General features: G+C 37.2%; 8 protein-coding genes. 7 read left to right on the top strand and 1 reads right to left on the bottom strand.

What is annotated here, in order from left to right; all coding sequences use genetic code 11:
* Window positions 1-18 precede the first annotated feature (18 nt).
* The gene (locus tag DW036_RS16910) at window positions 19-1494 is read right to left on the bottom strand and encodes a sialate O-acetylesterase (protein ID WP_118465423.1); all 1476 of its coding nucleotides are present in this window, start codon (window positions 1492-1494) and stop codon (window positions 19-21) included.
* Window positions 1495-1698: 204 nt separating this feature from the next.
* Here DW036_RS16910 and DW036_RS16905 point away from each other — a divergent pair, with 204 nt between their 5' ends.
* The 7 genes from DW036_RS16905 to DW036_RS16875 all read left to right on the top strand — a co-directional run bounded on the left by DW036_RS16905 (window position 1699) and on the right by DW036_RS16875 (window position 15107).
* Window positions 1699-4215: a hypothetical protein gene (locus DW036_RS16905; protein ID WP_118465422.1), complete on the top strand. Its 2517-nt coding sequence runs from the start codon at window positions 1699-1701 to the stop codon at window positions 4213-4215.
* A 177-nt stretch (window positions 4216-4392) separates the two neighbouring features.
* The gene (locus DW036_RS16900; RefSeq protein WP_118465421.1) at window positions 4393-6303 is read left to right on the top strand and encodes a trehalase family glycosidase; all 1911 of its coding nucleotides are present in this window, start codon (window positions 4393-4395) and stop codon (window positions 6301-6303) included.
* Window positions 6304-6315: 12 nt separating this feature from the next.
* On the top strand, window positions 6316-9123 hold the full coding sequence (locus DW036_RS16895; RefSeq protein WP_118465420.1) for a glycoside hydrolase family 31 protein: 2808 nt from the start codon (window positions 6316-6318) through the stop codon (window positions 9121-9123).
* Window positions 9120-10895 (top strand): hypothetical protein, encoded by a 1776-nt coding sequence (locus tag DW036_RS16890; RefSeq protein ID WP_118465419.1) that lies wholly within the window; start codon window positions 9120-9122, stop codon window positions 10893-10895. The genes DW036_RS16895 and DW036_RS16890 overlap by 4 nt, the downstream gene beginning before the upstream one ends.
* Window positions 10896-10978: 83 nt before the next feature.
* Window positions 10979-11194, top strand: a complete 216-nt coding sequence (locus DW036_RS16885) for a hypothetical protein (RefSeq protein ID WP_118465418.1) — start codon at window positions 10979-10981, stop codon at window positions 11192-11194.
* Window positions 11195-11234: 40 nt separating this feature from the next.
* Window positions 11235-11414: a hypothetical protein gene (locus tag DW036_RS16880; RefSeq protein ID WP_118465417.1), complete on the top strand. Its 180-nt coding sequence runs from the start codon at window positions 11235-11237 to the stop codon at window positions 11412-11414.
* A gap of 522 nt (window positions 11415-11936) precedes the next feature.
* The gene (locus DW036_RS16875) at window positions 11937-15107 is read left to right on the top strand and encodes a TonB-dependent receptor (protein WP_233560477.1); all 3171 of its coding nucleotides are present in this window, start codon (window positions 11937-11939) and stop codon (window positions 15105-15107) included.
* Window positions 15108-15117: the final 10 nt, after the last annotated feature.

Here is a 15117-nt window from a genome sequence, read left to right as displayed (position 1 = left end):
GTTTATGTTTCTGTATTTTTACCAGTTGTCGGTTCTGAATGGAGCCACGGGGATACCATGGATATTGAATACACTTGCCTTTGTGTAGTTTTTATAGGCGTATCGAACAGCAACTGGATTTGGAACTTTATCACATGATACAGCGAGTCGAGTGGTTTTAGTTTCTATTTCAGCATAGGCAGGGTAGAAGATTTTATCTTCACCGGCAATTTCGAATCCTTCAAGTGGAGTCCACATCGGACAGAGTCCACGTTGTGCATTATCTACATTGATATATATCTTATTGCCAGATATTTCCATTGATTTATAAATGGGAGTGGCGTAACCAAATCCTTCCCGTCCATATGTTTGGGAAAGGGCCCAAAGAGCCAAACGATTTCCCACAGTTTCTTTATCCATAGGATGAATGAATACCGGATGTCCGATATCCAGGGTAGTGACCATTCCACTGTTGGGAATATCTTTCATATTTTGCTGTTGAACTTCACGCATACGGGCTGCTGAGGTACCATCAGCACTTTCGTAATTGAAAGGTGCTATTTCCACGAAATAAAAAGGAAATTCTCCAATACTCCATTTATTGCGTAGGTCTTTGACAAAAGCTGGCATTAAACTTTTGTATAGGTCTGCATTATCGCGGTTGCTTTCACCTTGATACCAGAGAAAACCTTTTATAGTGAAATTTGTAAAAGGTGCTATTTTCCCATTATATAATACGCAAGGGGTAGCTGTGATATTTTTTATAGGTTCATCATTGTCGAGTATAGATAAGTCAATGCTTTTGAAGGGTGTTATCGCTTCCCGGCTCATCCATGCTTCTACTTTAGAACCTCCAAGTGAAGACACGATGATACCGACCGGTACTTCCAGTACTTCCTGGATATATTTGGCAAAAAAGTAAGCAGCTGCGCTTGTGTGAGATACGTTACTTGGACTATTTTCTAACCATTCGCCTTTGCAGTCTTCCTGTGGAGTTTTGCTGAATTGTCGTACCCATCTTCCATCTTTAGAGTCGGTGTTATAAATACGAATAGGAGTAGATGCTTTAGCTTTTGCAATAATGTCATTTGTACCCTGTGTTGGTTGGCGATCGAAGCCACTCATGGGCATTTCCATATTTGACTGGCCAGAGCAGAACCAGACTTCACCTATTAATATATTTTTTAGTGTTAGGGTTTCTCCATCGCTGAATGATATCTCGTAGGGACCACCGGCTACTGGTGTAGAAACAATTAATAGCCATTTCCCTTGTTGGTCAGTAGCTGTTTTATATGACTTATTATTCCATGATGTTTTTATAGTAACGAAAGAGTTTTCTTTGGCTTCACCCCAAAGTTTAACATTGGATTGTTGTTGTAATACCATGTTGCTGCTAAGTACAGAGGGCAGTTTGACTTTGGCTTCTACAGATGTAGAGATAGAAAGAAAATGTACTAATAGTAAAAAAGTAAATAACGATCTTACTTTCATGTGATTAAAAAAAAGTTTTTTCATAATACAGTTTTAATTTGATAAATAGAACGATCTTTTTTATTCTTTGTAGCAAAAGTAAATTGAAGATATTACTTCCTTGATTAATTTGTTATTAATTTACGCATAATATCAGTTTAATTGAGCTCTAATTCCAAATTCTCGTATCCTTTATTTGTAATGGACGATTTTTTGTTACCTTTGCAGTATGTTCTTTAACGACATACTATGAAAAGTAAATTGCTAATTTGGATATTATTATTCTCTTTTGGGTATTTGGAAGTGTTGGCTTCTATAGATTATGGCCTTCATTTCAAATCTCATTCTGTGCCTGGTAATGAACGTACTTCTTTGTCTCTTGATGAGAATGTTCCTTTCCATATAAAAAATGAATTTATTATTGATTTTCAAATGTGGGTCCGTAATGAACCTGATTTTGGTGCTATTCTTCATTTGTGTACCAATGAAAATCAATTTCTTCATTTTGTATTTGCAGCAGGTGACAATAATCGAAATTTTCCAGCTCTTGTATTCAATGAAGGGATGTTTGCTATTAATACCAATATAGAAAAAGGTAAATGGACCCCTGTCTCTTTGCATCTTAATATAGAAGCAAATCAGATTGATTTGAAGTATGATAGTAAGGATACTACAATGGTAGTGCCTTTGCGTGGAACTAAGGATATAACGGTCTCGTTTGGAAAATCTCCATATTTTTCAGCCGATGTAGCTCCAATGAATATTAGAGATGTAAAGATTACCCGTGATGGAGAGTTGATTAGATATTGGAAGTTATGGAAACATAATGGTGATGTTTGTCTTGACGAAGAAAAAGGAGCTGTGGCATTGGCATCTTATCCTTCATGGTTAATTGATAATCATATTGAGTGGAAAAAAATATATGCGGAGAAAACATCAGACCGTTTGGATGTTGCTTTTAATGCCCGTGATGCCTTGTTCTATCTTGTGCGACAAAATAAAATAGACATATTAAATGGTATTTCCGGTAACCGGAACGAGGTCTCTATTATGGAGGGGTATCCGGCTATGGAATATACAGATCATATGATTTATGATACACTGACTAATCAGTTATTGTCTTATTCTTTACACGAAAAGTTGGTTTCAGCTTTATCTGTCGACGAAGGGAAATGGAGTCTGAATGAAAGACATTTGGATGAGCCTCGTTACTACAACCATGCACGTACGTTTAATCCATCTGATTCTTCATTTTATTTTTTTGGAGGATATGGATTCTATCAATATAGGAATAACCTGTATCGGTTGAAAGTGGGTATGAAACAGGTTGAAGAAGTTGCATATACCCCTGTTATTTCTCCTCGTTATTCATCTGCAGCAGCTATAGTAGGCGATGAACTGTATATTTTTGGTGGTCGTGGAAATAAACAGGGAAAGCAAGAATTTAATGCTCATTTTTCTTATGAGTTGTGTGCCATTAATCTGAAAACGGGAAAGTCTCGTAGTGTATGGAAGAAAAAGCAATCTACGGATATGTTGTTGATGGCATCTTCCATGTACTTTGAACCTTCGGACAGTTCTTTTTATGCTGTTAGTCTGAAAGACGGAGGCAGCCTTTGGAAGGTTTTCATGAATGATTCTGCTTGGGTAGAGATATCGAAACCTATTCGTAATGATTTGGTTCATCAGGATTGTGATTTTAGTTTTTATTCGTCGCCTGCCTATCATAAACTGTATCTGGTGATGGATAAGATTTTGAGTGACCGTACACATGATGTGGCTATTTATTCTATCAATACTCCTTTACTGAATGATAATGAAATTGTGCAGAGGGTGAATAAGGACTCTGCTTCGGTATGGTTATGGTGGTCATGTGGTATCCTGTTGTTGGCAGGAGCAGTATTCCTTTTATACCGGATAAAATGCAGCAGAAAGAAAGTCAAATTTGAAGATACCCAAGAAGATAATACTCAGGTGGAGGTTCTTCCTGTTAATGAAACGGTAGAGGAGGTTGCTGTGGTAGAAAAATATTTTGATCGCAGTCGTTCGGCAATCTCTTTGTTGGGCACATTTAATGTTCGTGATAAAGATGGTAATGACATAACAGGAGCTTTTACACCACGATTGAAAAGCTTGCTTATATTGTTGGTGCTTTATACGGAAAAAAGTAAGCAAGGCATCTTGACTAAAAAAGCTACAGATATTCTGTGGTCAGACAAAGAGGAAGAGTCTGCTCGCAATAACCGTAATGTGACTTTGCGTAAGTTGCGTATATTGTTAGAAAAAGTAGGTGATGTGGAAGTTGTCAGTGATGCGGGATTTCTGTGTATCAGATGGCATGAGGGAGTATTTTGTGATTATCGGATGGCGTTGGATTGTATTCGTCAATTTAAGGAAAATGGTGATCATGGAGATGACAAGCTCCTGAATCAGATATTGGAAATCTTATTGTATGGTCCGTTGCTGTCAAATACCATTGTTGATTGGTTGGATGAATTTAAAGATTCTTATTCCAGTCTTTCTATTGATTTGTTGAGGAATTTGTTGGATGTACAGCGCAATAATTATGATACAGTACTGCGTATTACTGATATCCTGTTCTTGCATGATCCTTTGAATGAAGAAGCTTTGGCGGCTAAATGCTCTATTCTTTTTATACAAGGTAAAAAGGGTATTGCAAAGAGTGTATATGACCGCTTCTGCAAAGAGTATAAAGATTCATTAGGAGAGGAATATAAGATCCCCTTATGCAATTTATATAAATGATAATTTATAAAAATAAGAAAAAGCGCTTAATCATAACAATTAAGCGCTTTTTTAATGTCCAATTAATAAAGGATGGCTCTGTTTTTTAAGACTAAGGCTTTTATTTTGCATTCGTGGAAGTATTCTTAAAATCCTCCAATGAAAAGTTAAACTGATGTCTAATTTAGTCTTTAAACTATGAAAAAGTACTTGTTGATCGGATTATTTTTATTAGGTCTGTTTATCTATCCTATTAAGGCCATTTCAGGTAACACTCCTGAAGAATTATATGAGAGTTTGCAAAAACGGTTGGCTTCCGGTTGGAATACCTGGGATACCCGTAGTGTGCTGACTCATGTATTTCTTCCTTATGGTTTTGCTGTCGACCTGAATATGATGGATACAGATGGAAGTCGTGTAAGGAAATTCAGAATCGGAGATAGGGCTAAAGGAGCACCATTATTACAGCCGGGACCTCATTCTTTTGATGGAGCGTATACCAAAATGACCATAGATTGGAGAGGATATAAGTTGCAGGTAGAAAGTGCTGCTATAGGACTTAAAAACGTAATTCTAATCAGACCACTGGCTGAGACGAAGAAAGGAGGACGATTGGTGGTTATCCCTGAAAGTCTTTGGAAACGGGGCAATACACTTAGCGTGGATAGTTTAGGATTTACATTGGCATCACGTGATAAAGTTGTTGAAATCAAAACTTATATAGAGGGTGAACTTCTGGAAAAAAAAGGAAGGGAGTTTATTCTGTCTTTAGATACTCCGGTTGCTATCTGTTGCGGAGAAAATATGGAATTGGATGAGGCAATTGCTTTCATTAATGACCGCGCCCGGGATTTTATTAATTCTAATCAGAAAAAATTTGGTGAAAATTATGATTGCTATAATGCCATGCAGAGTGTTTTGGCTTGGGATAATATATATGATCCTGGCATTAGGAGGGTGATTACTCCTGTAAGTCGGATTTGGAGTTCCGAATGGTTTGCCAGTGAAGATTTTGGTGGTTTTACACTGTTCTGTTGGGATACCTATTTTGCGTCGATGATGCTTGCTGTTAGCAATAAAGAATTGGCTTATGCAAATGCTGTAGAGATAACTAAGGCGATAACAGAAAGTGGATTTGTGCCTAACTGCTTTTATAGCAATAATTTTAGATCAAGAGATCGTTCTCAGCCACCTGTTGGTTCTTTGGCTGTCTGGACATTATATAAGCAATATCAAGAAAAGTGGTTCTTGGAGTTATTATATAAAGAATTGCTAACCTGGAATCGCTGGTGGAGCCGGAATAGAGAGGATGGAGGATTATTATGCTTAGGTAGTAATCCTTATGAAAAGGTTACTTATTTCAGGTCTGAGTTTGATACGGATTGTCACTATGGCGCTGTTTTGGAATCAGGATTGGATAATTCTCCAATGTATGATGGAGTACCTTTTAATAAGCAAAAACATTTGCTGGAGCAGCATGATGTAGGCATGTCTTCTTTATACATCATGGATTGTGATTATCTGGCTTTAATAGCGGAAGAACTTGGCTATAAAAAAGATGTAATCGAACTTAGAAAACGCGCGGAATATTATCGCAATAATTTAGCAGGGTTGTGGGATGATAAGACTGGATTTTACTATAATCGTTCTACCAGAGATCTGAAATTTAATTACCGTACTTCACCCACTTGCTTTTATCCATTGCTGGCAAAAGTACCTACAAAGAATCAGGCTGAGAGGATGATAAAAGAGCATTTGCTGAACACTGATGAATTCTGGGGGGAGTACGTAATTCCTTCTGTACCTAAAAATGATTCTGCATTTAAAGATAATGAATATTGGCGGGGACGCATTTGGGCACCATTGAATTTTCTGGTATACTTAGGATTGAATAACTATGAATTTCCGGAAGTGAGACATGCCTTTGCCGAAAAATCCCAAAAATTATTATTGAAATCCTGGTTGTCACATGGATATGTCTTTGAGAATTACAATGTTCTCACTGGTGAAGGTGATGATGTTGTGCGAAGCGATAAGTTCTATCATTGGGGGGCATTGCTGGGATATATCGCTCTTATAGAGAATGGAGTTGTAAGTAAGTGTAATTAATAATAATCGATCATGAAAAATATAATTTTGATTATCAGTTTTTTGTTTTGTACAGTTTCTATTGTATATGCCCAGAAACTGCCTTTTTTAAAGGATTCCTGGAAAGGGGATATGACCTTCGTAAAACAAGAGAAAGGAAGGTTGAAGATAGCATCTGTTGCTGTACCCGAAATATGTTGGCATTTAGATGCTTTTCCCAAAAAGGTGAGTATGTATAGAAATGTGCAATTGAACGACGTGAATAGAACTGTTTGGTGTAGTTTTCTGGCGTTGAAAGAAAAAGGAAATTCGCGTTTAGGCCTTTCATTTGAGAAAGGCAATAGTGAAAAACTATTTGTTGCAGTCAAACAGACACAGGAGCCGCAGTTGGTTGTGGTGCGTATCGATTTTTCTGAAAAGGCTGATAAGGCATATGTTTTTTATAGCCCTACCGCAGCTTCTGTTCCTGATTTGGAAAATGCCGAGTATACTTTATCGGGTAAATTTGATTTTGACCGCATTAGAATCATAGCAGAAAAAGGGAGCAAAGGGATTTTTAGCGATGTCTCTTTGGGTGAGAATTATCAGGATGTAGTACATCCTAATGTCTTACAAGTTGTAGCCAAGGAAGGACAACCACAAACAGTTCTTTCCTGGGAAAAGAAACAGCAGGCTTTATGGATTCAGACTTCGGGCGGAACTTTGTATTTGCAACCCTATAATATAAGAAGTGTACATGTGATGTTCGGCTCTGAGAATGAAATAAAAGAATATAAGAGTTTTGCCGTAACGCAACAGGCAAAAGTGGCAGAGTTTAAAGTGGAGGATACTCAGGAAGATATTGTATTACGTTCTTCCCGTTTAGTTGTTACTGTGAATAAGAATAAAGGGTATATCAGTCTACTTGATGAGTCTGGAAAAATTTTATTGAAAGAGTTTCCGGAAAAAGCGAGAATGAATATGTGTGGAGATTCTGTCAATGCATATTGTAAGTTCCAGTTACGAGATGAAGAGGCTTTATATGGTTTGGGGCAGTTCAGAGATAACTTAATGAACTTGCGGAATGCCAAGCGGGAACTGGTTCAGTTTAATACGCAAGCTGCAGTACCGGTTATTTATTCTACTGGTGGTTGGGGATTGTTTTGGGATAATCCTTCCCGGACTATTTATACAGACAATAGTACCGGTATGAGTTTGGCTTCTGATTACGGTAAGATCGTTAACTATTATCTTTTTGTAGGTGATAAAATGGATAATTTGGTAGCTGCATATCGTTCTTTGACGGGAGGGGCTCCGATGTTGCCCGATTGGGCTTTAGGTTATCACCAAAGCCGTAACCGTTATGCTACGCAAAAAGAGGTGATGGAGATAGCTAAAAAGATGAAGGAAGAGGATATTCCTGCAAGTACTATCTTTATAGATTATCATTATTGGGGTAAGTATGGAACAGGTTCACATAGGTTTGATGAAACTTTATTCCCTGATGTTCCTTCAATGTTGGACAGTCTTCATAACGTTTATGATATGAAGGTAGTTTTGACAATGTGGCCCTGCTTCAAACCGGGTATCCCAAATTATAATGAAATGTCACAAAAAGGGTATATATTGGAAGGAGCCAAAGCTATTGACGGCTATATATATGATACTTTTAATCCGAATGCAGCCAAAATGTATTGGGATAAGGTTTCTTCTTTAGTGGACTTGAATATCGATGGCTGGTTTTTAGATGGACCGGAACCTGACCATGTAGCCTCATACTTGCCACTTAATACTTATGCCGGACCAGCTCAGAAGGTACGAAATGTATACCCTTTGGTTCATGCATCACATTTTTATGAAGGAATAACCAAAGCTCGTCCCGGTATCCGTCCTTATATGTTGACCCGTTGCGCGTGGGCTTCCCAACAAAAGTGGGGAACGGCTGTGTGGTCTGGTGATATTCCAACGACATTTGCCGAATTACAAACACAGGTAGCAGCAGGATTAAACTTTACAGCAACAGGAATCCCCTATTGGACTACAGACATTGGTGGTTATTCAGGAGGAGACCCTTCTAAAAAAGATTATCAGGAATTGTTTGTACGTTGGTTTCAGTATGGAACATTTTGTCCCGTTTTTCGTTGCCATGGACGTCGTTATCCGGGAGATACGAAAGCACCGAATGAGTTATGGGCATACGGACCAGAAGTACAACGTATCTGTACTGACTTTATAAAGTTGCGATACCGGCTTTTGCCTTATATTTATACCCTATCAGGTAAAGTTACTCACGAGCATTATACACCAATGCGCTTACTGGCTTTTGATTTTGCTTATGATCAAAATGTATTAGACTGTAAAGATCAGTTTATGTATGGACCTGCTCTCCTGGTTTGCCCCGTTTTGGAGGCAGGAGCAACTTCCCGCTCTGTATATCTGCCACAAGGATGTACTTGGGTAGATTTCTGGACCGGTGCAATCTACCAAGGAGGAACTACAATTACTGCAGAAGCACCTCTGGATAAAATGCCTTTGTTTGTGAAGTCTGGTTCTATCATCCCCTATTATACTTCTGTTGAGAAAAATATTAATGTTGATGTTCCGCTTGAGATTCATGTCTTTGGTGGGGAAAACGCAAGTTTCAATTTATACGAAGATGATGGTGAGACGTTGAAATATAAAAATGGCAATTATAGTACTATTCCGTTTAAGTGGAATGATCGTACAAAGGAATTTATAGTTGGAGAACGCATCGGCGACTATGCAGTAAAAGACATGGACCTTATCATTAAACTCGAAGGTAAAGATATGATAAAGAGGATAAAATATAGTGGTAAAGAAATAAAAGTCATATTGAAATGAGTCTCAGGAGATTTATAATAGTTATTTTCTTTTTCTTATCTTTCTTTGCAAATCTTTTTGCGGGTGGAAGTGTTAGGGGGTGGATCATTCTGTCTGACAATATGGATCGTGCTATCCGGACAATAAAAACAGCAAAAGAGTATAATATAAATCAGCTTCAGTTGTCCCATGAGATCATTCATGATTTAAAGGCCATTAAAGAAGAAAAGGTATGTGAACAGGTTAATAAACTCATTCGTCTTGCACATTTAGAAGGTATTGATGAAGTGTTGCTTTGGGATCATAGCTTATACTCTCTGGATTATTATCCGTCATGTTTTAGAACGGGACCTAATGGTACAATAAACCTGGATAATCCTAAATTTTGGGAATGGTTTAAAGATGACTATCGCCGGATGCTCAACAGGGCTCCTGAAGCAGATGGACTTGTGCTAACGTTTATTGAAACTGGCGCTTATGCGGAAAAGCAGTACTCGGTGAATATGAAAAAACCTGAGGAAAAACTGGCAGCTGTTGTAAACGCTATTTCCGATGTAGTTATTGGTGAAAGAGGAAAGAAACTCTATATTCGTACTTTTGCTTATTCGGAAGAAGAGTATAAGAGTACTGTTGGATGTATAAAGCATATAAAGAGTGATAAGGTCATTTTAATGATGAAAGAAACCCCTCATGATTTCTTTCTGACACATCCGGATAACTCTTACATCAGAAAGATGAATAGATCTACGATTGTAGAGTTTGATTCTGGTAATGAATACAGTGGGCAAGGCGTTGTAGCTAACACATGGCCTGAATATACTATGAAAAGATGGGGTAGCTATATTAACTGTCCTAATGTTACCGGATATGTTGCAAGGACGGATCGTTATGGGGATACCAGCATAGTAGGAACAGCTAATGAAATTCAGTTGTATGCACTGAAGCGGATGACGGAAGAACAAACTGTATCTCCAATGCAAATCTATAATGAATTTATTACGTCGAGGTATGGTGAGGATGCTTTGTTGCCCATTAGAAAAGCGTTTCAAAATGCATATGATATAGTCACATCTGTTTTTTATACCTTAGGAACAAACCTAACAGATCATTCTTCTCTAAATTATGAAAATAATAAATGGGGATATAGCAGGCATGTGTCTGGAAGATGGATTGATCCGCCTATGGTTCTTGTTAAGCATGATATAAATAAAACATTTCATTATTGGAAAGATATTATAAATCATATTGCTCCTGTACACTTTAAGTCATTATCATCTCTGTTAGCTGTTGAAGTGAAGACCGTTTTTGATAATCAATGGATAGAACCTGATGAAAAAATGGATAGTGTATATTATAATTATATTCTAACGGAAAAACAGTATGGAGTTAAACTTGCTTCCGAAGCAGTCGCTGAAGTAGAAAGGGTAAAGCCTTTATTAGAATCTGCGGCATATAATGATTTATACCAACTGTTTTATCGTACTTATTTGACTGCATGTTTGCATGAAGCTGTATGTACGGCGTATTATGGTTCTAGGATCTATGGCAGAGCTAAGCAATTTCATCCTGTAGGTTTGAAGGAACGTATTTTTTTATCTCTGAAAAAGATAGAACAAGTTTCGGAGGATATGAATTTGTTGGTGAATGCATACCCTATCGGTCAATATAACTGGTTGAATGATGCAAAAACCGCATTAAAATACAGAGATAAGGTTTTGAAAATATTGAAGGAACATGCTTCTGAATCTGATATTACTGAAAGAAGCTTATCGAAGGCTGAATATTTCTCTTGAATAAACAATACTAATGAAGGAACTACAGAATCACAGACATTGGGCAATTTATTTTTTTTGAATGGCTTCGTCAGGAATATGGGATGCAGTTGGATATATATGCTTTTGATGCAGGGCTGATTGATGGTAAGAATATTTATGAAAGTATAAATTCCCAACGATTTAAGAATAAATTCCCTAAAGGGTTGGAATCTACTTATCTAAAAGCTAAACAGAATGGAGTACGTTTAGGGCTTTGGGGAGGACCAGATGGTTTTGGGGATACTTTGGAGAGTGCAGGAAATATTCTCCAGACTTAATTCTTTTGAATCGCCGTTTAGGGTTGAAAAAAGCGGAACAATGGCAACAACTTTTTTGTGGGAGGGCAAAGAGAGCTATATTGATGTAAATTCATTCAATACATGTGCAGCTCCTCACAATAGGGTAGGAGCATTGGGAAGAGGTCTTGTACCCGATTTGAAAAGATTAACGGAGAACCATGAGGTGCCTTTCTTCCTGTTTGGATTATTGGGAAGATGAACTTGTCTTACAGGCATTTAATAGGTCTTTGTTACTTTCTCCTCAAATATATGGCAATCCTTGGTTATTGTCAGATAGAGAGTTTCCTAAATTGGAGAGAATTTTTAATCTGCATCGGAAGTTTTCAGGTTTATTGGTAGATGGTATAGAACTACCTCCAACCTATGGAAAGTATGCTGTTTCGATTATTTGTTTCAGATCATTCTATATGTTGGTAAAGAAGCAATTAATCTTTTAATTTAATTTAAAATTAAGCGTCAGATAAGCGCGATATCACTCAATTTTTAATCTCAGGCATATAATTTTGCCATATCAAAATGATAATAATAGGTTCTTTTGAAGGTGAAAAATACAAGATTGAATTTGGGATAACAATTTAAAAAAAGATAAGTAAACTAAAAGAATACATAACTTTAAAAGAAATGCATATGAAAGATACAAGTTAACCGGAAACATATCCTTCCTACTTATTTAATCTAAGGGATACGTTATTTGATGAAAAACAATTTTAAAAGTGAGATTATGAAACACATGAAAAACAAATCTAATTTTGTGAAAGTTAGCAAATACACTTGTTGGTGTATGCTAATGATGTTCTTGATGGTGCTTACTCCGATGCGTGCACAAACTTCTCGAAGTATATCCGGGCAGGTTGTTGATGAATTAGGTGAAGCTATTATTGGTGCTAATGTGACTGTAGTTGGAAATAAGTCATTAGGTACAATAACTGATATTGATGGAAATTTTACTCTAACAGTTCCCCAAGGAACAACGTTGGAAGTTTCTTACATTGGTTATGTGAATAAAAAAGTGGTAGTGGATAACAAAACCAGCTATAAAATTACTTTGAAGGAAGATGCAGAACAGCTGGATGAGGTCGTGGTAGTAGGATACGGTACGCAGAAAAGAGTGAATCTAACAGGAGCAGTGTCTGCTATTACTAATGAAGAACTGGTTGCTACTAAAAGCCAGAATGCTCAGAACATGTTGACTGGTAAAGTTCCTGGTGTTCGTGTAATTCAAAAAACATCTGAGCCGGGTGAGTTTACCAACCAGTTTGATATCCGTGGTTTTGGTTCTCCATTGATAGTAGTAGATGGTGTTCCTCGTGGCAATTTGCAACGTATGGACCCGAATGAAATTGAGTCGATTTCTGTTTTGAAAGATGCTTCGGCTGCTATATATGGTGTACGTGCGGCTAATGGTGTTGTCTTGATTACTACAAAGAAAGGTGAAAAGAATAAGCCGAAGATTGAATACAACATGTATTATGGTATTCAAACTCCGGCAGAAATGTTGGAACCAGTAGGTGCTGTAGATCGTATGAGACTATTTAATGAAAAGTCAATGCGTAATCTGACAAACCCTCAGCTTACTTATTCAGACGAGCAGATTGAAGAGTATTTGAATGGAACATTAAAATCTACTGATTGGTATGATGCAGTAATTCGTAATTCAGCTCCCCAGCAGCAACATAATGTTTCATTAAGTGGTGGAAGTGAAAAAACTGATTATTATGTAAACTTCGGTTATACGGATCAGGAAGGCTTTTTCAAGTCAAAAGCAATGGATTATGACCGTTATAATCTTCGTGCAAATTTAAATGCCGAAGTCGCTAAAAATTTGAAGGCTTCGATTAAGATAAATGGTATAATTGATAGCAAACAACGTCAATACTTATCAACATGGGAGGTTTATAAAGCTTTGTGGCGTGCAAGTCCTAATGAGAAATTGTATGCTAATGATAATCCGGAATACTTTCAAAAGATGTCATCTGACCAGCTGAATCTTTTGGCAGCAACAGACCCTGATGTTTCCGGTTATAATAAGACAACAAATAAAATCTTCCAGTCTACGATGGAACTTGAATATGCTGTTCCATTTGTAAAAGGTCTGAAGGTGAAAGGCATGTTCAGTTATGATACTTCTATAGCTGATAATACCATATATAAGAAAGAGTATAATGAGTATACTTATAGTGAAGCAACTGATACTTATACTGCTTATGCTATGCAGTCGCCAACTAATCTGGAACGTTATTATGGTAACTCATGGACTACTTTATGGCAAGCTTCTGTAAGTTATGAAAATACTTTTGCATCAAGTCATAACGTATCTGGATTGCTGTTATTTGAAGAAGCACATAGTGTAGGTGATAATATCCGTGCAGCTCGTGATTTTTCTATACCTTTACCTTATTTATTTGCGGGTAATTCTGCCAATCAGCTTGGTACAGCTAATGCAAATGGATTGACAGAAAGTGCTTCTCAGGCACTGGTTGGTAGATTTAACTATGATTATAAAGGACGCTATCTGTTAGAGTTTGCCTTTCGTTATGATGGTTCTTCCAAATTCCCATCACATAGTCGTTGGGGCTTTTTCCCAAGTGCTTCTGTAGGATGGCGCATGAGTGAAGAGAGTTTTATAAAAGACAAATTACCTTTTATAAACAACCTGAAACTTCGCGGTTCTTATGGTAAGATGGGTGATGATTCCGTTGCTGATTACCAATTTATTTCTGGATATGATTATCCGAATACTGATGGTGATAGATATAATAAAACTCCGAAAGGATATTTTTTCAATGGATCATTCATGAATTCATTAGGTTTTCGTGCTGTAGCCAATCCTAATATTACGTGGTACACCGTTAAGACTCTGAATGTGGGTATCGATGCTGATTTGTGGAATGGATTATTAGGAATTTCTTTTGATTTGTTTCAGCGTGACCGTGATAATTTGATGGCTAATCGTATTGCCACTATTCCAGGGACATTCGGTGCTGCAATGCCTAAAGAGAATTTGGAGAGTGACCGTACAAAAGGTTTTGAAGTTGAGTTGAGACATCGTAATCGTGTGGGGCAGGTAAATTATAGTGTTTCTGGAAACATTGCTATTACTCGTTCCATGTGGCGTTACAAAGAACGCACCCCGTCAGGTAACTCCTATGATAACTGGAGAAATAACTTAACTAACCGTTATAATGACATTTGGTTTGGTTATGGTGCAGACGGCCGTTATACTTCGTGGGAACAAATTGCTAACTCTCATATATTTGCAGGTAATGCAACTCTTCCTGGAGATTATGTTTATGAAGACTGGAATGGTGATGGTACAATTGATGATATGGATAGATATCCTATCGCTACAACTACTAATTCTACTGCTGCTAATTTTCAGGATAAGAAAAATTATCCGTTGATGAACTTTGGTTTAACTCTTTCTGCTCAATGGAAAGGTTTTGATGTTAATATGACTTTCCAAGGTGCTGCAATGTCTTATGTATCTTATGGCGAACAGTTGTCGGCTCCGCTACAATTTAATGGTAACGCTTTGGATATGTTCTTGGATAGATGGCGTCCAGTTGATCCCAAACAAGATCCTTATGATCCTTCTTGTCAATGGATTTCAGGATATTATTCTTATGGTGGTACAACTCCGGATCTTAATTCTGAATTCTCTATTCAGAAAGGTACTTATCTGCGTTTGAAGACTGCTGAAATAGGTTACACTTTGCCGAAGAATTGTTTGTCATTCATAGGTATAAAGAATCTGAGAATTTATATGAATGGATATAACTTGTTCACTATAACAGGTGTGAAAGGTGTCGATCCAGAAAGACCAGCTGAACTCTATGGATATATGTATCCGTTGAATAGAACATATAACTTTGGTGCAAGTGTTACATTTTAAGTAAAAGGAG

The organism is Bacteroides sp. AF39-11AC (assembly GCF_003474285.1).
Lineage (GTDB): Bacteria > Bacteroidota > Bacteroidia > Bacteroidales > Bacteroidaceae > Bacteroides.
The sequence above is the reverse complement of the archived record's forward strand: the minus strand, read 5'-3'. Positions and strand labels throughout refer to the sequence as shown.

Excerpts from the sequence above, each read along its gene's own strand:
- DW036_RS16910 (WP_118465423.1), bottom strand. The coding sequence starts at position 1,494 with ATGAAAAAACTTTTTTTTAATCACATGAAAGTAAGATCGTTATTTACT.
- DW036_RS16905 (WP_118465422.1), top strand. The coding sequence starts at position 1,699 with ATGAAAAGTAAATTGCTAATTTGGATATTATTATTCTCTTTTGGGTAT.
- DW036_RS16900 (WP_118465421.1), top strand. The coding sequence starts at position 4,393 with ATGAAAAAGTACTTGTTGATCGGATTATTTTTATTAGGTCTGTTTATC.
- DW036_RS16895 (WP_118465420.1), top strand. The coding sequence starts at position 6,316 with ATGAAAAATATAATTTTGATTATCAGTTTTTTGTTTTGTACAGTTTCT.
- DW036_RS16890 (WP_118465419.1), top strand. The coding sequence starts at position 9,120 with ATGAGTCTCAGGAGATTTATAATAGTTATTTTCTTTTTCTTATCTTTC.
- DW036_RS16885 (WP_118465418.1), top strand. The coding sequence starts at position 10,979 with ATGCAGTTGGATATATATGCTTTTGATGCAGGGCTGATTGATGGTAAG.
- DW036_RS16880 (WP_118465417.1), top strand. The coding sequence starts at position 11,235 with ATGGCAACAACTTTTTTGTGGGAGGGCAAAGAGAGCTATATTGATGTA.
- DW036_RS16875 (WP_233560477.1), top strand. The coding sequence starts at position 11,937 with ATGAAACACATGAAAAACAAATCTAATTTTGTGAAAGTTAGCAAATAC.